Below are 24,051 nucleotides of genomic sequence, written 5' to 3'. Positions count from 1 at the left end.
TTTCCGTCGATTCTTCTATATATCGTTTGAACTCTCTTGAATGTGGAAATGATAGAGACAGAAGTCAAATCGATAGGATGAGACGGAGGCGATCATTTATTATGAAGCAAATTCTACTGATTACGGACGGCTGCTCGAACGTGGGGGCCAGTCCGGTTCTGGCCGCAGCCCATGCGCTCCAGGATGGTATTGTCGTGAATGTAGTGGGGGTCCTTGATTACGGGACGATCGGTGAGCTTGGGGGATTGGAAATTCAGGAGATAGCCAAAGCGGGAGGGGGCATACACCGGATCGTAGGTACACCGCAGCTGGCGCAGACGATACAGATGATGACTCGGAAAACGGTGGTTCAGACGATCCAACAAGCGGTAAATAAGGAGATACAGCATATTTTGGGGGGCGGGTCACTGGAGGAGCTTCCGCCGGACAAGCGATCACAGGTCGTTGAAGTTGTGGATGAGCTGGCTGAGACGTCATCTCTCCAGGTCGCGCTATTAATCGATGCAAGTGCCAGTATGAAACCCAAGCTGGCTGCCGTTGAGGAAGCGATACGTGATTTAATGCTGAGTTTGAAAGCGCGCGCAGGCTCAAGCGAATTGTCCGTATTCCATTTTCCTGGAAAACACAGCGGCGAGGATATCGTGATGGACGTGAATTGGACCTCGGATCTGGACGGCGCCCGGGGAATGTTCAGCCGCCTGCAGATGAGAGGGGCGACGCCGACGGGACCTGCCTTGTTAAAGGTGATTGAATTTTACCGATATGGTACACTAGAGGGTAATCAATCATGGCAGGGTCATTCCAGCCAAGAGGAAGGGATGCTCGGTGACTACGTTGTCTAACCCGGGTTATCCGCCAGGAACCGTAATTAAGGGCAAGTGGCGGAACAGCCGGTACATCGTGGAGCGTATGCTCGGCAAAGGGGCTAACGGCAAGGTGTATCTGGTCCATCGGGCAGGAGTACGCGAGCGTTATGCTCTAAAAGTTGGGTATGATGCTCTGGATCTCCAATCCGAAATTAATGTGCTGAATGCGTTGAAAGAACAGATGCCGGATCCTTATCTCGTGGAGGCGGACGATCATCATGACGGCAGCGGCGAAGTGTCCTTCTATGTCATGCGTTACATTGAAGGGAGTCCGCTGCATCATTTTATTCGCAAACGAGGTGCCGATTGGATCGGATTGATCGGACTGAAGCTGCTCGAGAAGCTGTCCGTTCTGCATGCATCCGGTTATGCATTCGGTGATTTGAAGCCGGATAATGTGATGGTCTCGGCATACGGAAGAGTGGAACTGATCGATTATGGAGGCGTCAGCCCTTTCGGACGCAGCGTCAAGCAGTTTACGGAATGGTATGATCGGGGATACTGGAATGCCGGAAGCCGAACTGGCGACATATCCTATGATTTGTTCTCGTTTGCCGTGATGTGTATCGGCCTGCTGGATGAGAAATCATTACGGGAGGCGTCTTGTCAGCTTCCCCAGACCCGTAGTGTTGCCGATCTGCAGCTGGTGCTGCGAAGAAACCTCGTGTTCAAGCCATACGCTGTTTGGCTGAACAAGGCTTTGTCGGGGGATTTCGCGGATTCACGGGAAGCGTTGAACGAGTGGAGAAAACGAATATATGAAGGTTCGGGCCGGAGCGTGCGTCCTAAACCGGGACGAACTCCTCGTTGGCTGAAGAACGCGTTTGGTTTGTCGTTAGTCATCATGGCCCTTACTGTTTATTTTTTCTTCCGCTCATGAAGTTGTTACCTTGTTACTGGGAGTTCATAAAGGTGCGAGTTCAAAAAGGTCGGTTTTCAGCACCGAGAAGGTTGGATGAAGCTAGGGACTGAGGAGAGGAGCGTACGTTTTTGGTACGTGAGCACCGGAAGGCCCGGCTGAATTCAAGATTCGATGCCGAGTGGCTTCCTGATTCACTTCGTGATCAAAAGCGGGCTTTTTGAACAACCTCTAAAGGGGACCTGGAAGTGAAACAGGATTATTTACGGACATTCGTCAACCATGTCGAGCGTACAGCCGCAGAGTTTGATTTGTGGTCAGAAGGCGATAGCATCGTGGTCGCCGTTTCCGGCGGGCCTGATTCCGTTGCGCTCCTGCACGTATTGCATGAAATTTCTATGCACCGGACGCCGCTCCGATTGATCTGCGCCCATGTGCATCATGGTTTTCGGAAAGAATCAGACCAAGAGGCAGAGATGGTGCGTGAACTGGCGGAGCGGCTCGGACTTCCATTAGAAACGGCGTTTATCGATATTCCTGCTTATATGGAAGAGAGCGGTAAGGGTGGGCAGGAGGCTGCAAGAGAGAAGCGTTATGAATTTCTGCTGCAAACAGCCCATAAATACAATGCTCGCTCCGTAGCGCTGGCTCATCATGCTGACGATCAAGCCGAGACGGTGCTCATGCGGCTTCTGCGCGGGAGCGGCCTGTCCGGACTTGCCGGAATAAAATTTAAGCGAACGGAAAAAAAAGTGGAACTTATCCGTCCGTTCCTTCGTATGTACAAGGCGGATATCGTGGAGCTGTGCCGCATATGCGGATTTCAGTATGCGGTGGATAACAGCAATCTGCAGACGAAGTACCGCCGTAATGCGATTCGCCTGGAAGTATTGCCTTTTCTGGAACGATACAATGGGCAGTTCTCCTCCTCACTCAATCAGTTGGCCGAGATTGTCCAGCAGGAGGATGATTTTGTGGAGCTTGAAGCTGCGAAGCAATTTCGGAGTATGGTACAGGAGAACGATGGGAGGCTCGCTTTCGACGCGCCTTCCTTTTTGGGCTTACATGTCGCTTTACAACGGCGTTTGATTAAACTAATATTAAATTACCTGCCCTCAGACCAGGAAAACACCGATTTTGTCAAGATTGAAACGGTGCGCCATGGCATTCTTAACGATCAGCGAAGCAACTGGCGTCTGGATTTGGGTGACGGCATTACCTGTGTTCGTGAGTACGGAGTGATCCAGTTTTGGCCTAAGCCTCCGGAAGAACAGGGACAGTACATATACATTCTTGATTCTCCTGATGTTTCGCAGCAGTATGTTAAGGAAATCGGAAAAATGCTGAAATTGTCGTTAAAGACAGGAAGCGAAAGCCGGAGCGGCTCCAGACCATCGGCCTTTGTGGCGGATTTTGATGCGGATGAGCTTAGGTTTCCTTTAACCTTGCGTAACAGACAGCCGGGGGACAAGATGAAGATCATGGGATTAAACGGAAGCAAAAAGGTGAAAGATATTCTCATTGATGAGAAAATCCCACCGTCTGTCCGTGCCCGGATTCCTATTCTTTGTGACGGTTCCGGCAGCATCGTGTGGATTCCAGGGGTACGACGTTCCGTTCACGCCGCTTGCGGGCGGCACACATCACGAGTTCTCCGGATAGAGCTATCGGATGCTTAAGGCAAGTGTAAAACGAAGAATGGCCCGTTTCACGCTTTCATAGTATAAACGTAGGAGGTCCACTTAAGTTGCAGAATGACATTCAGGAAATACTCATCAGTGAAGAAGAGATTCACGCAAAGATTAAGGAACTTGGTTCCAAACTCAGCGCCGAATATGTGGGACGCAATCCACTCGTTATTTGCGTTCTTAAAGGTGCGTTTATTTTTATGGCTGACTTGGTTAAATCCATAACAGTACCTCTTGAGTTGGATTTCATGGCTGTATCCAGCTATGGGGCATCAACCAAATCCTCCGGCGTGGTGAAGATCATTAAAGATCTGGACGCATCCGTTGAAGGAAGGGATGTGCTGATTGTGGAGGATATTATCGACAGCGGTCTTACGCTGAGTCATTTGATTGAGCTTCTGAAGAGCCGCAAGGCAAACTCGGTGTGCGTTGTCACCTTGTTTGACAAGCCGGCACGCCGTACGGTGGATTTGCAGGCCGATTATACCGGATTCGTGCTGCCGGATGCTTTTGTTGTCGGATACGGACTTGATTATGCCGAGCATTACCGGAACCTCCCCTACATCGGGATTTTGAAGCCGGAAATCTACAGCAGTTAAACCGCGCCAATGGGCTGCTATCACAGTTCAGGGCCCTTTGTTGAGATGGCCAGACAGGCTGTGGTAAAATATCTTATGTGTCTTGAGAGGAGGTAGGGGATGAGTCGGTTCATCCGGAATTCTGGTTTTTATTTGATTCTATTTTTAGTCGTGGTGGGCATAGTACAATTCGTCACTAATGGCGGCGAGCAAGCCGATGCCCCTAGTTATAATCAACTGCGGCAGGAAGTCAAAGCTAACAACATAGAGGAAATGACGGTACAATTTGACGGTTACGCTTATCTGGTGACCGGTAAGTATAGGGAGATTTCCGAAGAGAAAAAATCGGAGAATTTCTCCACCTATATTCCTGCCACGGATGCAGCGATGCAAGAGCTGACTGCAGCCAGTGAGAGCAACAATGTCAAACTGTCCGTGGTGCCAATGGAAGGCCAAAGCATTTGGCTGACATTGCTTTCATCCTTTATTCCGCTCATCATTATGTTTGTTCTGTTCTTCTTCCTGTTTAATCAGGCCCAGGGCGGCGGCGGCAAAGTGATGAACTTTGGTAAGAGCAAAGCCCGCTTATATAATGAAGAGAAGAAACGGATTACATTTGAAGATGTAGCCGGAGCAGATGAAGAGAAGCAGGAGCTTGTTGAGGTTGTTGACTTCTTGAAGGATCCGCGCAAGTTTAACACGGTTGGCGCTCGCATTCCGAAGGGCGTTCTGCTTGTCGGTCCTCCGGGAACCGGTAAGACACTCCTGGCTCGTGCCGTTGCTGGTGAAGCAGGAGTGCCGTTCTTCAGTATTTCCGGTTCCGACTTCGTTGAGATGTTTGTCGGTGTCGGTGCTTCTCGTGTACGTGACTTGTTCGAGAACGCGAAGAAGAATGCACCATGTATCATTTTCATCGATGAAATTGATGCTGTAGGTCGTCAGCGTGGCGCCGGTCTTGGCGGCGGCCATGACGAGCGTGAACAGACACTCAACCAGTTGCTGGTTGAAATGGACGGTTTTGGAGCGAACGAAGGCATTATCATCGTGGCTGCGACCAACCGCCCGGATATTTTGGACCCGGCGCTTCTTCGTCCGGGACGTTTTGACCGTCAGATTACCGTAGATCGCCCGGATGTAAAGGGCCGTGAAGCTGTACTGAAGGTTCATGCACGCAACAAACCATTGACGAAGGATGTTAAACTCGACATCATCGCCAAACGTACAACCGGTTTTACAGGCGCCGATCTGGAGAATCTCCTGAATGAGGCTGCCTTGCTTGCGGCTCGCCGCAACCGTAAAGATATTTCCATGCGAGAAGTGGATGAGGCGATTGACCGCGTTATCGTTGGTACGGAGAAACGCAGCCGCGTGATCAGTGACCGCGAGAAACGCATCGTGGCTTACCATGAAGCAGGTCACACCATTGTGGGTTACTTCCTCGAACATGCGGATACGGTGCATAAGGTAACGATTATTCCTCGTGGTCGTGCCGGTGGATATGTCATTATGATGCCGAAGGAAGATCGGATGCTCGTGACGAAGCAGGAATTGCTCGATCGCGTAACCGGTTTGCTTGGTGGCCGCGTCGCCGAGGAGCTGTTCATCGGTGAAATCGGGACCGGAGCCTACAGTGACTTCCAGCAAGCGACAGGCATTATCCGCAGCATGATTGTGGAATACGGTATGAGTGAGAAGCTCGGCCCGATGCAGTTCGGCACATCCCAAGGACAAGTGTTCCTGGGTCGTGACATCGGACACGAGCAGAACTATAGTGATGCAATCGCTTATGAGATCGATCAGGAAATGCAGCGATTCATTAATGATTGCTATGAGAAATGTAAAGAGATCCTGAATAAGCATGCTAAAGAGGTTCACCTGATTGCGAACACGCTCCTCGAGATGGAAACGCTGGAGCTTGAGCAAATCAAGAATCTCATTGAGACCGGATCAGCTGAAGGCAACGGCAGTGGCGACGGTGAAGGAGAAGGTTCTTCCGAGAATGGTGAACCGATCATCGACAACATTGGCGACGTGAAAGTTCGCATCCAAGGGAAAGAAGACGGCGAGCAGCCGACTTCCACGGAAGAAATTCCGAACAACCCGATGGATTCGAATGATCCAGGGCCAGAGCGCAAAGATTCCGAGCGCAAGGATCCTCCAGGCGGATCGGACAACGGTAACAGCAGCTTAACGTAATATTCGCTGATAAAAGCTCGAATACCGAATAAAATTGAAGAACCGGAGAACGATAATTCGTTTTCCGGTTCTTTTTGTGCTTTCTATCACATTGACAGGGGGCAGAATGAACGTGTACATTAGTTGTTAAATAAGGATGCGCATCCTTTCACAAAGGTGGAAACCATCCTGAAAGTCACATGGTCATCAGCGGCGAACCGCCGGACTATACAAAGGGAGAGGGTCGATCATGGAAGCTTTGGCACTGGAGCGTAAGGCAGAACAGAACCGTGAACTGCGTGAGCGGTTAATGCAATTGAAGAAGGAACGTAACGCAATCATTTTGGCACATTATTATCAACGGGATGAAATACAAGAGGTCGCTGATTTCCGGGGGGATTCCTTCCTGCTCGCGCAGAAGGCAGCACAAACGGATGCCGAGGTTATCGTATTTTGCGGTGTGCATTTTATGGGCGAAAGCGCTAAAATTCTGGCACCGGGCAAGACGGTTCTTATACCGGATGAGCGGGCCGGCTGTCCTATGGCGGACATGGTCAACGTTGACGGACTGCGGAAGCTGAAAGCGCAGCATCCGAATGCCAAAGTGGTCACGTACATCAATTCATCGGCCGAGATCAAAGCTGAGACGGATATCTGCTGTACTTCATCCAATGCCGTGAAAGTGATTCAGTCGGTGGATTCGGATGAAATTATATGGGTGCCTGACAAAAACCTGGGGCATTATGTTCAGCAGCATACCGACAAGAAGCTCATTATCTGGGAAGGGTACTGCAACACGCATGATATGCTGACGGTGAAGGATGTCGTCGAGATGAAGGCCAAATATCCTCATGCTGAATTTGTGGTGCATCCGGAATGCCGTCCGGAGGTTGTTGCGATGGGGGATTTTGTAGGGAGTACCACCGCCATTCTGGAGTATTGCAAAAATTCATCGGCCAAGGAGTTTATCGTGGGCACGGAGGACGGGACCGGTTATCAGCTTCGACTGGATAGCCCGGATAAATCGTTCCACTTCGCTACGAAATTCCTGGTGTGTCCGAATATGAAAGTGAATAACCTCAAAAAGCTGGTTAAAGCGTTGGAAACGATGAAGCCGCAAATTTATGTGCCGCCGGTCGTTGCAGAGAAAGCCAGAACTTCATTAGAGCGCATGTTACAAGTTAAGTAGCATGCGCTACTCTTTCGTGAAAAGACAGGTGAGGCATCGTGATACCGCAGTATTTAATTGATTTTGAGCTGAACGATCTTCCGGTAGTTGAGACGGACGTCATCGTGATCGGTTCAGGCATTGCGGGTTTATATACGGCGATCATGGCAAGTTCGACTCAGAATGTGCTGCTGATTACGAAGAAATCGCTGCTCGAAAGCAACACGCGTTATGCGCAGGGAGGAATTGCAGCCGTAACAGCTGAGGATGATTCTCCGGCCTATCATCGGCAGGATACCCTCTTGGCAGGGGCTGGCCTATGTTCGTCTGCCGCGGTGGATGTCCTTGTAAACGAGGGCCCGGTTGGCGTTCAAGAGTTGATTCGGCTCGGTACGATGTTTGATGTGGAGAATGGAGAGCTCGCGCTGACCCAAGAAGGCGCGCACAGTCACCGCCGGATCCTTCATGCCAACGGAGATGCTACCGGATATGAAATTGTGCGTGCCCTTTCCATTCAGGTTGAAATGCTTCACAATATAGAGGTGTGGGACGATCATTTTGTCATTGACCTGATTACCGAGCAGGGAGAATGTCATGGCGCTTTGGTACAAATGCCTGATGGAAAACGGGTATTCGTTCGTGGACGGGCGACGGTTATGTGTTCCGGCGGCGCCGGTCAATTGTACCGGTATACGACCAATCCGGAGGTTGCCACAGCCGATGGCGTTGCCATGGCTTATCGGGCAGGCGCAGAAATTCGGGATATGGAGTTTATACAATTCCACCCGACGGCGCTTAGCTATCCGGGGGCGCCCCGATTCCTAATATCAGAGGCGGTTCGAGGTGAAGGCGCTGTTCTTCGGAATATACGAGGTGAACGGTTCATGCCCAAATACCATGATTTACTGGAGCTGGCACCGCGGGATATTGTAGCACGGGCGATTGTCAGTGAGATGGAAGCAACGGGGTCTACCTTTGTTTATTTGGATATTACCCATGAGTCGCCGGAAATGGTCAGACATCGATTCCCAACGATTTATGAAACCTGCATGCAGTACGGACTCGATTTATCGTCAGATTGGATTCCGGTCTCCCCGGCTGCGCATTATATGATGGGGGGCATCAAAACCAATCTGTACGGCGAGAGCAGCGTGAAACGTTTATTTGCTTGCGGGGAGGTATCGTCTACCGGTGTCCACGGTGCGAACCGTCTGGCCAGCAATTCGCTGTCGGAGGCGATTGTGTACGGTAGCCGTATTGTCGAGCGCATTAAGAGCCTGCCGGAACCTTCAGGAGATCCGCTTCATGTATCATTCCACCTCGGTCGCAAGGACGCTCCGTCCCAAGCGATGGTGGAAAAACGCTTGAAGCTGCAGAAGGTGATGGTACGTTATGCAGGACTTCGGAGAAATCGGGACACTCTATTAAGAGCAGCGGAAGAGCTCGGCCGTCAGCTGCCATTGTTCCAATCCGTGCTCTCCAAGCGTGAGGAATACGAGTTTGCCAACATGCTCACAGCATCCCTACTCGTGGTTCAGGGTGCACTGGGTCGTGAAGAAAGCCGGGGAGCCCACTATCGTGAGGATTTCCCGGAGCGGAATGACAGCGTATGGCAGAAACACATTGTCCATACACGGGATCAAGAAATGACGGAGGAATTAAGCGATGATGTTTAACGGATACAACGATGGCCTTCTCCAGAGTATACGGACTTGGCTGCAGGAGGATATCGGGTCGGGGGACATTACGACCCTCACCACCATTGAGCCGGGTCATGAATCCAAGGGTGTTATTCATGCCAAGGAGGCAGGAATCGTGGCAGGCATGCCGGTAGCAGAGCTGGTATTCGAAACGGTTGATCCGTCGCTGACGTTTACGGCATTGGTTCGAGATGGGGACGAGGTTGAAAAAGGAACGGTTCTCGCCGAAGTGGAAGGAAGCACTCACCGTATTTTGACAGGCGAGCGTCTCGCTTTGAATTTGCTTCAGCGTCTGTCAGGTATTGCAACAAGAACACGTTCTTTCGTTGATGTTCTAGAGGGATTGCCGACAAGATTGGTGGATACCCGCAAAACGACACCAGGCCACCGAATGCTCGAGAAATATGCCGTTCGGGTTGGCGGCGGCGCGAACCATCGTTTCGGTCTGTACGATGCCGTCATGATTAAGGATAATCATATTAAGGGTGCAGGCGGAATCGCGCAAGCGGTCAGCCGCGCAAGAGCCCATATTCCACATACCATGACGATCGAAGTTGAAACTGAGAGCTTGGCGCAGGTGGAGGAAGCACTGGCTGCAGGCGCAGATATTATTATGCTGGATAACATGAGTCATGACATGATGGCGGAGTCTGTTCGAAGAATCAAGGTCAAGGCCCCTCATGTTCGCGTCGAAGCATCGGGTAACGTGACGCTGGAGACCGTACGCGGGATTGCCGAAACCGGGGTCGACGTCATATCCGTTGGACGGCTGACTTATTCTTTCCATAGTCTCGATATCAGTTTGGATCTGAATGCGAAGAAAGGAGGGACAGAGGGTTGATACTGGTTGTGGATGTAGGGAATACCAATATTGTACTGGGTGTGTATCAGGGAAAGAAGCTGCTGCATGATTTCCGAATCAGTACATCGCGTCAGTCCACCGTGGATGAATACGGTGTATTGATTCACAATTTGTTTCAAATGTCCAATATATTGGTAAGCCAAATAGAAGGCGTTATTGTTTCTTCCGTAGTTCCTCCTCTTGTGCGTGTAGTCGAGGAGATGTGCAATAAATATATTGGCAAGGCGCCCCTGATCGTAGGACCGGGGATCAAAACGGGTCTTAATCTGCGGTATGAGAATCCGCGCGAGGTTGGCGCTGATCGGATCGTGAATGCAGTAGCAGCCGTCGAGCAGTACGGGGGGCCGCTGATTGTGGTGGATTTCGGTACGGCGACGACGTTTGATTGCATTGATGAGGCAGGCAATTATCTTGGCGGAGTGATTGTGCCTGGTATTGGCATTGCCACGGAGGCTCTTGTACAGCGTGCTTCCAAGCTTCCTCGCGTAGAGCTCGAAAAGCCGAAAAAGGTGATCGGGCGCAACACCGTACATGCCATGCAGGCCGGTATCGTTTTTGGTTATGCGGGACAGGTGGACGGCCTGGTCAAGCGTATAAAAGCCGAGATGGGTACGGACAATGTTAAGGTTATCGCTACGGGGGGAATGGCGGAGCTGATTGCCGGCGAAACGGAGTCCATTGAAGAGATTTCGCCCCTTCTGACATTGGAAGGCTTGCGTATTATTTATGAGCGTAACTAGAGCCGATATAAAACCGTTAGATATTACAAACAACTAGAAAGACAAGGAGGCCTCAAGATGGGTAATCAAAAAGACCGTTTGCTGCGGGGAACTGCATTAAACGGGAAAGTACGGACATTTGCCGTTCGGACAACCGATTTGGTCGAAGAGCTTCGCCAAAGACATGATACGTTTCCTGTCGTCACAGCCGCTTTGGGCCGCACCGTGTCAGCAGCAGCGATGATGGGAGCTATGCTGAAAGGAGACGAGCGTCTTAGCATTCAAGTGCGCGGCGACGGACCGATCGGTTTGATTGCGGCGGAGAGTAATGCCAACGGCGAGGTACGCGGATATGTCAAAAATCCGCATGTGGAGCTGACGAATATCCGTCCGGGCAAGATGGACGTAGCCGCTGCTGTAGGAACCACCGGCCATATTGATGTGATCAAGGATTTCGGGCTGAAGGAGCCATACCGTGGCAGCGTACCGATTATTTCGGGCGAGCTCGCTGAAGACTTCACATACTATTTTGCCGTATCCGAACAGACCAACTCGGCGGTAAGTCTGGGTGTGCTGGTTTCCCCGGATTATTCGGTGGCGAATGCCGGCGGCTTCATCATCCAGCTTCTCCCCGGCGTTACTGAGGATGAGATTACGGAACTTGAGCTTGCGCTAAGCAAGATTCCTCCGATCACCGAGATGCTGGAAGAAGGACTGGAACTAGAAGACATCTTGAAACGAGTAGTTCCGGATGTGACCATTTTGGAAGAAATGGAAGTGTACTTCAACTGTGACTGCTCGCATGAGCGGGTAGAGCGCGCTTTGATCAGCTTGGGTCAGGAAGAGCTTGAGCAGATGATCGAAGAGGATGGCAAAGCCGAAGTTTCCTGTCATTTTTGCAATGAAAAATATACGTTTGATAAAGAACAGCTGAAATCCGTGCTAGAGCGGGCCAAATCTTAACGTTGGGATGAGCGACCGTGATGACGAGACAAGAGAAGGGATTGTGGGCGACCGTCATTGTCTTGACAGCATGCGTATTGGGTATGGGCGGCTGGATGCTGTTTTCCGGGAATTTTTCGCAAGAGGCTGCACCACCGTGGAAAGAGGGCTCCCAACCAGTTGCATCCATCCAGGACAGGGCGATTACCGAAGACGAGTGGGTTGACGAGCTAAAAAAGCGTTATGGCCGCGAAATGCTGATGACCATGCTGAATCGGCACGCCGTGGCTCTGGAGGCCAAAGCAAAGGATATTGATGTTACGGCGGCGGAAGTCGAAGCAGAAATCGAAGTCATGAGCCGCAGCTACGGTTCTAAGGAACGTTTCTTATCGGAAATGGAAAATCAGCTAGGCATTACGGAGAGTGAATTAAAGACAGAGACGACGTATCGGCTGCTGCTTGAGAAAATTGCGACTTCTGACGTACACATCGAAGAGCAGCAGATCGATTCGTATCTGGAACAGTATCCTGACCAATTTCGCCCCAAGAAGCAGCTGAATTTATCCATGATCGAAGTCGCTTCGGAAGATGAGGCGGAACAAGTCATGGATCGGCTGGAGAATGGAGAAGCTTTTGCGGATCTCGCAGCCCAGGTATCTCTCGATGAGTATACTCGCGAAGACGGCGGGCAGATCGGCCTGGTCGAGGAGGATGATCCCTTCTTGCCGCCGGCACTGCTGGATGCAGCTTCAACGCTTGAGCCCGGGGATATTGCGGGGCCGATCTCGCTTACAGACACCTATGCCATTGTTTATGTGAAGGACATTATCGAGCCTCAGGCCCCTAGTGAGGAAAGTGTCCGCGAGGCAGTTCGCAAGCAGCTGGCTCTGGAGCAGGCGGTGTCCTTAACCGAACTGGAACGTCAGCTTCGTGAGAAATACGAGGCACGGATTAGTGCTGGAACGGTCACGTTGTAAAAAGAGGAAGAACAGGGAAAGCTCGCTGTGGCGGAGTAAGATGTGGCTGCAGGAGCTTTTTTTGCGTTAAAGGATGCAAAAGGTTACGTTCGCTGGAGGATAATGGCTTTTCAGCATGCTTGAGTAGGAGACGAAGTTCGCGTTTTCTCGTTCGGGAGGCGCAGGAAAATCCACCTAGAAATGTTGATTTTCGAGGTGTTGGATATTGACAATGACTCGTAACGTTGTTAAGATGAAGGTATAAAAACCTACCTTTTTACTCGGATATCAGAGACCTCAATAATCAAGAGTTTGAGTCTATAAGCTGGCTCTGCTTTTCTTTCAACATCCAGACACTACAAATTTAATGATTGAACATTGAATGTATAACACCATTATGGACTAACTAGTTTATCCAGATTCATATTTAGAGGAGGGCTTCATTCATGGCAAAAGTCGTAAATAATGTGACAGAATTAATCGGTGGAACTCCACTCGTCCGTTTGAACCGGATCGTACCGGAGGATAGCGCAGAGATCTATCTGAAGCTGGAATACCAGAACCCGGGCGCAAGCGTTAAAGACCGGATTGCGATCAGCATTGTGGAAGAAGCGGAGAAGGACGGACGTTTGAAGCCGGGCGATACCATTATTGAAGCAACCAGCGGTAATACCGGTATTGGTTTAGCTATGGTGGCAGCTGCCAAAGGCTATAAAGCGGTTATCGTTATGCCTGAAACCATGAGCTTGGAGCGCCGCAACCTGCTGCGTGCCTATGGCGCGGAACTGGTACTGACACCGGGATCGGAAGGAATGAACGGCGCGGTTAAGAAGGCAGAAGAAATTCTGCAGGAAAATGCCGGATTCTTTATGGCCGAGCAATTCAAGAACCAAGCCAACGTGAAGATCCACCGTGAAACGACAGGTCCGGAAATCGTTGAAGCGATCGAATCCATCGGTGGTTCACTGGATGCATTCGTTGCTGGTATCGGAACAGGCGGAACGATTACAGGTGCGGGCGAAGTGTTGAAAGAGCAATTCCCTAACATCAAGGTTATCGCGGTTGAGCCTGCTGCATCGCCAATCCTTGCCGGAGGCAAACCAGGCCCTCACAAAATCCAGGGCATCGGAGCAAACTTCATTCCTGAAATTTTAAATCAAGAAGTCTACGATGAAATCGTTCATGTTGAGAATGACGATGCTTTTGAAACTTCCCGCCGCGTGGCGAAGGAAGAAGGCGTTCTTGGCGGTATTTCCTCCGGTGCGGCTGTATATGCTGCATTGAAGATTGCCAAAGAGCTTGGTAAAGGCAAGCGGGTAGTAGCCGTGATCCCAAGTAACGGAGAACGTTACCTGAGCACGCCGCTTTACAACTTCGAGTAAGATGAATTCGTAATACGCACCTATCTACTTACCTCATCTGATTGAGGTAACAGGTGGCAAGGAAGGAGCTCTCAATGTGTTTTTATAGCATTGAGGGCTTTTTGCGTATACTACTCCCTAAGATAACGCTTTATTAGAATCCGTTTGATGACCGCTCCAAAAATTATTGTTGGACGAGCTTCTATTTAGGGTTTTCAAGAGAAGCGGGATACAGTATACTGACAGGCAACAGTAAGGCTTTTGATGACTAAGGGAGGATCGGCATGGAGAGAAGAGTGGAACTGGCCCAGTGGCAGACATGGGCTGAAGAGGGCTGGTCCGTCGTTCCCTATCTGGTTCAATATAAAGGAGCAACAAGAGGTTTACCCCTGTCATGGAGACATGCATGGAACGCGGCATCGCCATATGCCTTTGTGCTGGAGAGCGGTAAGGGCGGACGCCATACGTATCTTGGATTGCGGCCGGTATCCATTCTGCAGGGGAAGGGAAGCCATGGCGAGATCATCGAGCTGTCCGGCGATTTACGTACACTGGTGACGGGAGAGCCGCTGCATCTGTTAGAGCAGTGGATGAAAGAATGGCGGTCTCCCCGTGTACCTGGGTGGCCGGACTTCCGCGGAGGCTGTGCCGGATTCCTGAGTTATGATGTAATTCGATCGATTGAGAAATTGCCCACGATGGCCAAGGATGAGCCGGGGTTCCTGGATTATATGTGGATGCGCATGGAAGAGATCTGGATTTATGATCATACAGATGACAGCATCTACTGCTCGGTGCATGTCCCTCTGCCTTGGGGATTCGGGGCCGGGGAAGCTTCGAAAGAAAAGAAAGCGCCCGGTGCTTCTGGTGATGAATCCAATGGTTCGATGCTTTCAAGCGACCAAGAGAAGCTATTGCAGGAGTTATATGATCGGACTGTCGTAAGGGCTGAATCGATGCTGTCCCAATGGAATCAAATGTTCGGAATAGACTCAGGGAACGACTCGAGTTCCGAAGATGAGCGGGTGCGCCAGGAACGATGGAAGAAAGCGCAGGAGCTGTCAGGGCCGAATGTTGAAATCTGGGAGCGGCTGGAGATTGATTTTACGCAGGAAGCGTTCGAGCAGGCGGTGCTCTCGATTCAAGAATATATTCGGCAGGGTGACGTATTTCAGGTCAATTTGTCACTTCGCCGGCACTTGCAGCTGCATGCGGACCCTGACGATATTTATGAGTGGCTGCGTATCCTGAATCCGTCGCCATATATGGGTTATATAACTTCACCGGGCTTCAGCTTAGCCAGTGGCTCGCCGGAATTGCTGGTGAAGCTGGATGGCGATGTCGTGTCTGCACGGCCGATCGCGGGAACCCGTCGCCGTGGAAGCAATCCGGAAGAGGACGCGGCAATGGAAGCGGAGCTGCTTGGCAGCGAGAAAGAACGGGCGGAGCATATCATGCTGGTTGATTTGGAGCGTAATGACATTGGCCGCATTGCCGCATACGGGACCGTGCATGTTCCGGAGCTGATGACCGTTGAGAGGTACTCTCACGTGATGCATCTGGTGTCGCAAGTGGAAGGGCGGATTGCAGAAGGGAACCATGCGTATGATGTCATTGCGGCAGCGTTCCCCGGCGGCACCATTACAGGCGCGCCCAAAATCCGGACCATGGAGATCATCGAAGAGCTGGAGCCCGTGACACGGGGGCCTTATACCGGCTCCATGGGCTGGATCGATTATAATGGTGATATGGAGCTTAACATAATTATTCGGACCCTCGCAGTGAAGGATGGCATTGGCTATATTCAGACAGGCGCGGGGATTGTCATTGATTCCGATCCGTACCGGGAATACAGGGAGTGCCATAACAAGGCAAAAGCTTTGATAGCGGCACTGATGTGCAGTGAAGAAGAAGCGGCAGCGGTGGCTGCGAATATAGGGGGGAAATAACATGATACTTGTCATCGACAATTATGATTCGTTTACGTATAACCTGGTTCAATATTTGGGTGAGCTCGGCGAGGAAGTGAAGGTTTACCGGAATGATGAGATCGACATCGCCGGCATCGAAGCGTTGGCCCCGGACCATATCCTGATATCGCCGGGACCGTGCACGCCGAATGAAGCCGGCATCAGTCTGGATGTGATTTCGCATTTCAAGGGTGCCATTCCGATATTCGGCGTCTGCCTCGGCCATCAGGCGATCGGGCAAGCCTTTGGCGGCAACGTGATTCGTGCGGAGCGCCTCATGCATGGGAAAACATCCGCGATCCATCATACGGGCGGCTCGGTCTTCGAAGGCTTGCCGGTTCCGTTCACCGCAACGCGCTATCACTCGCTGATCGTTGAGAAGGAAACCTTGCCGGATCAGCTGGAGATTACCGCCTGGACCGAAGAGGGCGAAATCATGGGGCTTCGGCATAAACAATACCCCGTAGAAGGGGTGCAGTTCCACCCGGAATCCATCATTACGGATCATGGCCATCAGATGCTACGCAATTTCCTGAAGCGCACGGCTGGCGCCAAGGCATGAAATATATAGGCATGAACGGCGGCATCGTTGAAGCTGCCGACGCGGTCATACCTGTGATGGATCATGGGCTTTTGTACGGAATGGGTCTATTCGAGACCTTCCGCACGTATCAAGGGAAGCCCTTTTTGCTTGAGCGACATTTGAACCGGCTGATGGACAGCTGCCGGGAGCTCGGGATCGCCCACAAGGCGGATGCGGAGAGGATCAGCCGCTGGATATCGGAACTGAAGGAGGCCAATGATCTCCAGGATGCTTATATCCGATATACTGTAACGGCAGGAGAGGGATTGCTCGGTTTGCCTGCTGGCGATTATTTGAAGCCTTCCGAGATATTATTCGCCAAAGAGCTGCCGGCTGCAAACGAAATGCTCTACGAGAAAGGCAGAGCCCTGCGGCGGCTGTCCCTTCCGCGTAACACACCGGAATCATCGGTTCGGCTGAAATCTCTGCATTATATGAACAATATACTCGCAAAGCGGGAATTGGCCGGATACTCCGGCCACTCGGATGGTTCAATAGAGGGGCTGATGCTAACGGCGGCCGGGGAAGTGGCAGAGGGCATTGTCAGCAATGTCTTTTTTGTCAAGGCGGGTCGATTATATACGCCTGGCGTTGGAACGGGCATTTTGCCGGGGATTACCCGAGCCGTGGTGCTGGAATTGGCTGCCGATCTTGGTATTGAAGCCGAAGAAGGCCGTTACAGCTGGGAGTTCTTTACCGGAGCGGATGAAATATTTACGACAGGCTCTGTGCAGGAAATTGTTCCGGTCACGACATTGATTGGAGCTGAGGACGAGACTCTAGTCATTGGACAAGGATTGGCCGGTCCGATAACCCGTACGTTACTGAGCGCATATAGAAGGAAAGCAGGGCAAAAGGCATGAAAACTACGATTTACGAACGTGAATATCGTCTGAGCAAGGATGCTGTGTTAAAGCTCGGTCAATCCACGCTCATTATGGGTATATTGAATGTGACCCCGGATTCGTTCTCGGACGGAGGTAGATACAACGATACGGAGCGGGCGGTCGAGCACGCGCTTCAGCTGGTGGAAGAGGGAGCCGACATCATCGATATCGGCGGAGAATCGACGCGTCCGGGCCACGAGCCGGTTGGAGCCGCAGAGGAGCTTGCCCGGGTAATCCCGGTTATAGAAGCCATTCACCGGGATGCGCCGCATATTCCATTGTCGATTGACACATATAAAGCGGAAGTTGCGCGTCAGGCTATTGGAGCGGGCGCCCATATCATTAATGATATTTGGGGCTTTAAAGACGACGCGGATATGCCCAAGACAGCGGCAGAGCTCGGATGCCCCGTAATTTTGATGCACAATCGCCGCGATCGGAACTACACCAATCTCATCGAGGACGTAAAGCGTGATTTGCTGGAAAGTGTCGAGATTGCGCGGGCTGCAGGCGTGCAGGATCGTCATATTTTGCTCGATCCGGGTATCGGGTTTGCCAAGGACTATGATGAAAACATGAAAGTGATGGCATCCCTCGATCAGCTCGTGGAGCTTGGTTTTCCGGTGCTGCTGGCTACCTCCCGCAAAAGGTTTATCCAGACCGCGCTTGGCGCTCCCGCACATGATGTGCTGGAAGGAACGGCCGCCACGGTGGCTTACGGGATTGCCCAGGGCTGCCAGATCGTTCGTGTGCATGATGTGCTGCATATGAAACGGACAGCGAAGATGTGTGATGCCATGACCTATGCCTCGGCGGAGCTTAGACGCATATAATTTTTCCTTAGACAAAGGATGGAAGGGCGGAGTACGAGATGGATAAAATGATACTGAGCCGCATGGAATACTACGGCTACCATGGTGTGTTTGAGGAAGAGCGGAAGCTGGGACAACGATTCTATGTGGATCTGGAGCTGGAGATGGATCTGAGCAAAGCCGCCAAGACGGACGATCTGACGCTCACGGTAAATTATGCCGAGATTCATGATCTCTTGCTGGATATTATGCGGACGGAGTCGTTCCGCCTGATTGAAGCTTTAGCGGAGCATATTGCATCTAAGGTATTGGACACTTATACTATTATCGATGCTTTAACGGTCCGATTGACGAAGCCGCACCCGCCTTTTGACATTCATTTTGAAGGTGTGACCATTGAGCTGCACCGGACCAGGAAGTGAGACAATCATGAATTCACACGCCACCTCTGAGTGTTCAGAGGCTTATATTGCTTTAGGGGCCAATTTGGGTGACCGCGAGGGTAACCTGATGGAGGCTTTGGAACGGTTGGATGAAGTACCGGGCATTACGGTAGAGCGCGTATCCAACTTGTATGAGACCGAACCGGTCGGATACGTGGACCAACCGATGTTCCTCAATATGGCAGCAGCCGTGTCGACATCGCTGAGTCCTCACGAGCTGCTTGCCGAAATGCAGCGAATTGAAAAGCAGCTCGGCCGGGTCCGTCATATTCATTGGGGGCCGCGGACGGTGGACTTGGACCTGCTGTGGATGGAAGGGCGCCGTCTGGATACGCCGGACCTTGTACTGCCTCACCCCCGCATGCAGGAGCGGGCTTTTGTGCTTAGACCGCTGGCCGATATCGTATATGAGTTCGAACCTTCGGGTCTGTACCCTGTGGTGAAGACAGCACTTGAGAACCTGGAAGGAAAGGAAGGAATACAGCTTTGGAAAACAAGCAGCTGGCGCAGCGTATCCGCGCTTTCCGAAAATTGAAGGGTTTGACCCAGCAAGAGCTCGCTGAGCGAACCGGTATTTCACTAGCCGTCCTTGGTGCGATTGAGCGGGGGAACCGCCGTGCCGAGGAGCAGATGCTGGCTCAGATTGCGGATGTGCTGGAGATTTCATTGCAGGAGCTTAAGGAACGGAGCTAGGTCATCTAAATAGGGAAGCTGGTGCAGGTTTATTTTTCATCAAACTCTGCCATTCATATAGGATGATGCTTCTGGATGCGATCCACAAGAACATGTAATTTTTGCGGACTGGACGATAACGCGATGAACGAGTATGATGGTTTGGTTTGAAACTCAGGGATCCCTTGCACGATAACCGGGATCTTTCGACTATAAATATCTGAACACAAAGGGGTGACACATAAAATGGATAAGTTGAAAATCGGAAACATCGAGATGAAGAATCAAGTGGTTCTGGCGCCGATGGCTGGCGTATGCAACCCGGCGTTCCGATTGATTGCTAAGGAATTCGGTACCGGATTGGTTTGCGCCGAAATGGTCAGCGGCAAGGCCATTGTTCACGGGAACAAGCGCACCCAGGAGATGTTGTTCGTTGACGAGCGGGAGAAACCGCTGAGCCTGCAGATTTTTGGTGGGGACCGGACATCCCTGGTGGAAGCGGCCAAAGTCGTCGATCAGCAAACCAATGCCGACATCATCGACATTAACATGGGCTGCCCTGCACCGAAGGTAACCAAGATGGATGCGGGTGCACGCTGGCTTCTGGATTCAAACAAAATCTATGAGATGGTGGCGGCGGTTGTCGATGCCGTGAACAAACCGGTCACGGTGAAGATGCGTACAGGCTGGGATAGTGATCACATCTATGCTGTCGAAAATGCACAAGCTGTCGAACGCGCTGGCGGTCAGGCGGTCAGCGTTCACGGACGTACGCGCGAGCAGCTCTACACCGGCCACGCGGATTGGGACATCATCCGCCAAGTGAAAGAAGCCGTCTCCATTCCGGTTATTGGTAACGGCGATGTGGTGACGCCGGAGGATGCTCGCCGTATGCTGGATATTACAGGCTGCGATGGCGTCATGATCGGCCGCGGAGCGCTAGGGAACCCATGGATGCTGTATCGTACCGTGGAATATCTGAAGACAGGCCAGCTGCTGTCGGATCCAGCCCCGCAGGAGAAAATCCGGATTGCGATTCTGCATATGGACCGCCTGATTGCTCTGCGCGGCGAAGCGGTAGCGGTACGGGAAATGCGCAAGCATCTTTCCTGGTATTTGAAAGGTCTGAAGGACTCCGCCCGGATTAAAGATATCATTATGGAAGAAACGAAGCGGGACGAAATGGTGAACCTTCTGAACAACTTTGTGAACAATCTGGAGGACCAAGAAGAATCGACAAAAAGTGTATATCCTCAAGTCGTTGCGGCGATGGGATAATTAGGGGTGCAGGCTGTTAATGGGTGCGTGTATGCGACATTCGTGACAGCCTTTGCGCGCATTGACTTTTTGAAATGGTTCCCATATAATCTTTCAGTATAAATTCAAGAAATTGAGCAGCATCAGAGGGAAGTTCTGATCCCCAAGAATTCGCATATAGTATGTTGATACCGTGGTTTAAATTATTTACATGACAGGAGAATCGGTTAATGAGCGATAAAGAAGTCATTCTTACCCAGGACGGTCTGAAGAAACTGGAGGACGAACTTGAGAATCTGAAGTCTGTAAAACGCCGTGAAGTGGCTGAGCGGATTAAAGTTGCCATCGGTTATGGTGATATTAGTGAAAACTCCGAATATGAAGACGCCAAGAACGAGCAAGCCTTTATCGAAGGCCGGATTATAACGCTGGAGAAAATGCTCCGCAATGCGCGCATCATCAACAACGATGATATCAATACTGATGTAGTCGGCGTGGGCAACACGGTGATCGTAGAGGATTTGGAATTCGGCGACACAATGGAATATACCATTGTCGGTACGGCTGAATCGGATCCGCTTAACAACAAGATCTCTAACGAGAGTCCTGTCGGCAAAGCGATTATTGGCAAGCAAAAAGGTTCGGTTGTAGATGTTAACGTTCCTGCGGGCGTTATTCAATATAAAATTGTAGACATTAAGAAGTAAGTCGGAATGTGTATAGAAAGCTTCCTTCGGGGGGCTTTTTTAAATAGGCAAGCTGTGTTGAGGGCTTAATGGGTTAGTGGCATGTCTTGAAATGGCTGCCCTACCGTTAAGTCCTAGCCGAATGTGTACAAGTTGTTCAAGGGCTGTCCGGATGTTGTAATGGTGGCGGCGTTTGTGCTGTTGGGGAATACGATGGAAGTGAAATGAAGGAGATGAATGACGATGACGGAAGAAATGAATAACCAGGAACAAGAACAGGAGTTAAGTGAGCTTTTGCAAATCCGCCGCAACAAATTGGACGAGCTTCGGAAGCTGGGCATCGATCCGTTTGGCGGAAAATATGAAAGAGAACATCACGCAGGTGATATTCTGAAGCAGTATGACGAGCTCTCCAAGGAAGAACTGGAAGAGAAGCAGGTGGAAGTGAACCTGGCCGGCCGGATTATGGCTAAGCGTGGCATGGGCAAGGCTTCTTTTGCTCATATTCAGGATTTGAGCGGCCGAATTCAGATCTATGTTCGCCAGGATTCAATTGCAGAAGCGCAATATGAAGCATTCAGCATCCTTGATCTGGGTGACATCATCGGGGTGAAAGGGGTCTTGTTCAAGACCAAAACCGGTGAAACCACCATTAAGGTAAAGGAGTTGGAGGTTCTTTCGAAGTCGTTGTATCCGCTCCCTGAGAAATTCCATGGTTTGAAGGATGTGGAACTCCGTTACCGTCAGCGTTATGTCGACCTGATTATCAACCCAGATGTGCAGAAGACCTTCATTGCCCGTTCCCGTATTATCCAATCGATGCGCCGTTACCTGGATTCACAAGGCTATCTTGAAGTGGAGACCCCGACTTTGCATTCGATCGCTGGTGGTGCGGCGGCACGTCCGTTCATTACGCATCATAATGCGCTGGATATGGAGCTGTATATGCGAATCGCGATTGAGCTTCACCTGAAGCGTCTGATCGTGGGCGGCCTGGAAAAAGTGTACGAGATTGGCCGCGTGTACCGGAATGAAGGGATCTCTACCCGTCATAATCCGGAGTTCACGATGATTGAGCTCTATGAAGCTTATGCGGACTATAAAGATATTATGGCATTGACCGAGAATATGATTGCACATATTGCCCAAGAAGTGCTGGGTACACAAGTGATTTCCTATCAAGGGCACGAGGTTGACCTGACCCCACAATGGCGTCGTGTATCCATGGTGGATGCTGTAAAAGAAGTTGTAGGTGTAGACTTCAGTGTGGAAATGTCCAACGAGGAAGCGCATCGCCTTGCAAAAGAACATAAAGTTCCGGTAGAGCCGCATATGACATTCGGCCACATCTTGAACGCGTTCTTTGAGCAGTTCGTTGAAGAGACGCTGATTCAGCCGACGTTCGTAACCGGTCATCCGGTTGAGATCTCGCCGCTTGCGAAGAAGAACGACGTGGATCCGCGGTTCACGGATCGCTTTGAGCTGTTTATCGTGGCGCGTGAGCACGCGAACGCCTTCTCGGAGCTCAATGACCCGATCGACCAGCGTCAGCGTTTTGAAGGGCAGATGAAGGAAAAAGAACAGGGCAATGACGAAGCGCACGAGATGGATGAGGATTTCTTGCGTGCACTGGAGTACGGTATGCCGCCAACAGGCGGACTAGGTATCGGGATCGATCGTTTGATCATGCTTCTTACGAATTCCCCGTCCATTCGTGATGTCTTGCTGTTCCCGCATATGCGTAATAAGGAATAGAATTTGCTCCATTCATCGATGGTTGAAGAGGCAGTTGACTATAGATTTCTATAGTCGGCTGCCTTTTTTGTTGTGGACTTCTCGATTGTCTCTTGTTTGGAGAAGAAAGCTATATTAAATTTATTTAGTACAATTGTATTAAAAAAAGGGGGGTTGGCGGAATGATTGGGGCTTTTATAATTGGATGTGAGATTTTATTCTGGGTATTTGTTCTAGCCGGATTAAGCGCAAGATATCTGCTTGGGATGAAAAGAACGGGCGGAATACTGCTGCTGTGTACGCCGGTCATCGACTTATTATTGATAGCCGTAACCATTATAGATCTGCGTGGCGGGGCGGAAGCCGGATTTATGCATGGGCTGGCGGCTGTATATATCGGGGTGACGATTGCTTTTGGACATCGGATGATCCAATGGGCGGACGCCCGGTTTGCTCACCGATTTGCAGGTGGTAAGAAACCGGAGCCTGCCCCGAAATATGGATCGGCTCGCGCGAAGCGTGAGCGTCAGGGTTGGTATCGCCATATGTTGGCGTGGGTGATAGGAGTTATACTGCTTGGCATTATGATTCTTGTGGTTGGGGAGCCAGCGCGAACAGAGCAGTTAAAGGCTATGGCCTTGCAATGGGCGGTGATCTTGGGAATTGACTTCATATATAGCTTCAGTTATACCTTCTGGCCTAAGAAGCAGGCGGGGTAAGTTGAGATAAGGAATCTCTAGTATATAGTAAGTAAATGAATGTATTATTTTACCTTAATATTAATTTACTCAAAAGGGTTGCATATCAGCGAATGCCATGGTATATTATATTTCCGGCCAAGAAATACGGTCGACACAAACGCTTGGGTCAACAAGCCAAAATGAATTTGAAAAACTAAATTCAAAAAAAGCTTGCAATGAACGAGCGAATGTGATAAGATATAAGAGTTGCTAACGAGATAAACTGTTGGCGACAAACAAAGAAGTTGATCTTTGAAAACTGAACAACGAGTGAGTAAAACGAACCACTTCGGTGGGGCGTTGAAATAGAGAATTGAACAAATTCTCGTCAGTTAAGAAATGAGCAAGTCAAACACTTTATTGGAGAGTTTGATCCTGGCTCAGGACGAACGC

Annotated in this window: 23 protein-coding genes; all 23 read left to right on the top strand. The window is 50.7% G+C overall.

All coding sequences use genetic code 11. The features are described 5' to 3' along the window. Positions 1–101 precede the first annotated feature (101 nt). The 23 genes from ACQKPA_RS32020 (at position 102) to ACQKPA_RS31910 (ending at position 23,637) form a co-directional block, all read left to right on the top strand. Positions 102–842 (top strand): vWA domain-containing protein, encoded by a 741-nt coding sequence (locus ACQKPA_RS32020; RefSeq protein ID WP_076326532.1) that lies wholly within the window; start codon positions 102–104, stop codon positions 840–842. After that, positions 826–1,746: a serine/threonine protein kinase gene (locus ACQKPA_RS32015; protein WP_427496329.1), complete on the top strand. Its 921-nt coding sequence runs from the start codon at positions 826–828 to the stop codon at positions 1,744–1,746. Before ACQKPA_RS32020 ends, ACQKPA_RS32015 begins: the two co-directional genes overlap by 17 nt. Before the next feature lie 227 nt (positions 1,747–1,973). Then, positions 1,974–3,404 (top strand): tRNA lysidine(34) synthetase TilS, encoded by a 1,431-nt coding sequence (tilS, locus tag ACQKPA_RS32010; RefSeq protein WP_427496328.1) that lies wholly within the window; start codon positions 1,974–1,976, stop codon positions 3,402–3,404. 68 nt (positions 3,405–3,472) lie between these two features. Further along, positions 3,473–4,012, top strand: a complete 540-nt coding sequence (gene hpt, locus ACQKPA_RS32005; RefSeq protein ID WP_071221070.1) for a hypoxanthine phosphoribosyltransferase — start codon at positions 3,473–3,475, stop codon at positions 4,010–4,012. Between the two features lie 99 nt (positions 4,013–4,111). Beyond that, complete coding sequence (ftsH, locus tag ACQKPA_RS32000) at positions 4,112–6,187, top strand: ATP-dependent zinc metalloprotease FtsH (protein WP_427496327.1); 2,076 nt, start codon at positions 4,112–4,114, stop codon at positions 6,185–6,187. A gap of 229 nt (positions 6,188–6,416) precedes the next feature. Further along, entirely contained in the window at positions 6,417–7,355 is a 939-nt protein-coding gene (nadA, locus tag ACQKPA_RS31995) for a quinolinate synthase NadA (RefSeq protein ID WP_098741232.1), read from the top strand. 38 nt (positions 7,356–7,393) lie between these two features. Then, positions 7,394–9,010 carry an L-aspartate oxidase gene (gene nadB / locus ACQKPA_RS31990; RefSeq protein WP_427496326.1) on the top strand — a complete coding sequence of 539 codons (1,617 nt, stop codon included), beginning with the start codon at positions 7,394–7,396 and terminating at the stop codon, positions 9,008–9,010. Beyond that, positions 9,000–9,875, top strand: coding sequence for a carboxylating nicotinate-nucleotide diphosphorylase (nadC, locus tag ACQKPA_RS31985; RefSeq protein ID WP_427496325.1), 876 nt, complete (start codon positions 9,000–9,002; stop codon positions 9,873–9,875). Before nadB ends, nadC begins: the two co-directional genes overlap by 11 nt. Continuing rightward, entirely contained in the window at positions 9,872–10,636 is a 765-nt protein-coding gene (locus tag ACQKPA_RS31980) for a type III pantothenate kinase (RefSeq protein WP_009591942.1), read from the top strand. The genes nadC and ACQKPA_RS31980 overlap by 4 nt, the downstream gene beginning before the upstream one ends. A gap of 57 nt (positions 10,637–10,693) precedes the next feature. Further along, on the top strand, positions 10,694–11,578 hold the full coding sequence (gene hslO / locus ACQKPA_RS31975; RefSeq protein ID WP_427496324.1) for an Hsp33 family molecular chaperone HslO: 885 nt from the start codon (positions 10,694–10,696) through the stop codon (positions 11,576–11,578). Between the two features lie 20 nt (positions 11,579–11,598). Continuing rightward, positions 11,599–12,534: a peptidyl-prolyl cis-trans isomerase gene (locus tag ACQKPA_RS31970; RefSeq protein ID WP_427496350.1), complete on the top strand. Its 936-nt coding sequence runs from the start codon at positions 11,599–11,601 to the stop codon at positions 12,532–12,534. Positions 12,535–12,959: 425 nt separating this feature from the next. After that, the gene (cysK, locus tag ACQKPA_RS31965) at positions 12,960–13,895 is read left to right on the top strand and encodes a cysteine synthase A (protein ID WP_427496323.1); all 936 of its coding nucleotides are present in this window, start codon (positions 12,960–12,962) and stop codon (positions 13,893–13,895) included. 263 nt (positions 13,896–14,158) lie between these two features. Continuing rightward, positions 14,159–15,823, top strand: a complete 1,665-nt coding sequence (locus ACQKPA_RS31960) for an anthranilate synthase component I family protein (protein WP_427496322.1) — start codon at positions 14,159–14,161, stop codon at positions 15,821–15,823. A 1-nt stretch (position 15,824) separates the two neighbouring features. Continuing rightward, positions 15,825–16,406, top strand: a complete 582-nt coding sequence (gene pabA, locus ACQKPA_RS31955) for an aminodeoxychorismate/anthranilate synthase component II (protein WP_427496321.1) — start codon at positions 15,825–15,827, stop codon at positions 16,404–16,406. Continuing rightward, on the top strand, positions 16,403–17,290 hold the full coding sequence (locus ACQKPA_RS31950; protein ID WP_427496320.1) for an aminotransferase class IV: 888 nt from the start codon (positions 16,403–16,405) through the stop codon (positions 17,288–17,290). The genes pabA and ACQKPA_RS31950 overlap by 4 nt, the downstream gene beginning before the upstream one ends. Then, positions 17,287–18,147 carry a dihydropteroate synthase gene (folP, locus tag ACQKPA_RS31945; RefSeq protein WP_427496319.1) on the top strand — a complete coding sequence of 287 codons (861 nt, stop codon included), beginning with the start codon at positions 17,287–17,289 and terminating at the stop codon, positions 18,145–18,147. Before ACQKPA_RS31950 ends, folP begins: the two co-directional genes overlap by 4 nt. Positions 18,148–18,185: 38 nt before the next feature. Then, complete coding sequence (gene folB, locus ACQKPA_RS31940; RefSeq protein ID WP_006207454.1) at positions 18,186–18,548, top strand: dihydroneopterin aldolase; 363 nt, start codon at positions 18,186–18,188, stop codon at positions 18,546–18,548. A 7-nt stretch (positions 18,549–18,555) separates the two neighbouring features. Next, positions 18,556–19,104, top strand: coding sequence for a 2-amino-4-hydroxy-6-hydroxymethyldihydropteridine diphosphokinase (gene folK, locus ACQKPA_RS31935; RefSeq protein WP_194540317.1), 549 nt, complete (start codon positions 18,556–18,558; stop codon positions 19,102–19,104). Next, positions 19,056–19,262 (top strand): helix-turn-helix domain-containing protein, encoded by a 207-nt coding sequence (locus tag ACQKPA_RS31930; RefSeq protein WP_071221056.1) that lies wholly within the window; start codon positions 19,056–19,058, stop codon positions 19,260–19,262. Before folK ends, ACQKPA_RS31930 begins: the two co-directional genes overlap by 49 nt. Positions 19,263–19,487: 225 nt before the next feature. After that, positions 19,488–20,519: a tRNA dihydrouridine synthase DusB gene (gene dusB / locus ACQKPA_RS31925; protein WP_427496318.1), complete on the top strand. Its 1,032-nt coding sequence runs from the start codon at positions 19,488–19,490 to the stop codon at positions 20,517–20,519. A gap of 209 nt (positions 20,520–20,728) precedes the next feature. Continuing rightward, a complete protein-coding gene (gene greA, locus ACQKPA_RS31920; protein ID WP_009591919.1) occupies positions 20,729–21,205 on the top strand; it encodes a transcription elongation factor GreA in 477 nt (158 codons plus the stop codon). Positions 21,206–21,427: 222 nt separating this feature from the next. Then, positions 21,428–22,939: a lysine--tRNA ligase gene (gene lysS / locus ACQKPA_RS31915; protein ID WP_427496317.1), complete on the top strand. Its 1,512-nt coding sequence runs from the start codon at positions 21,428–21,430 to the stop codon at positions 22,937–22,939. Between the two features lie 161 nt (positions 22,940–23,100). Continuing rightward, positions 23,101–23,637: a hypothetical protein gene (locus ACQKPA_RS31910; RefSeq protein ID WP_427496316.1), complete on the top strand. Its 537-nt coding sequence runs from the start codon at positions 23,101–23,103 to the stop codon at positions 23,635–23,637. Positions 23,638–24,051: the final 414 nt, after the last annotated feature.

The sequence above is a fragment of the Paenibacillus sp. NPDC093718 genome (genome assembly GCF_050279985.1).
Taxonomy (GTDB): domain Bacteria; phylum Bacillota; class Bacilli; order Paenibacillales; family Paenibacillaceae; genus Paenibacillus_AQ.
The sequence above is the reverse complement of the archived record's forward strand: the minus strand, read 5'-3'. Positions and strand labels throughout refer to the sequence as shown.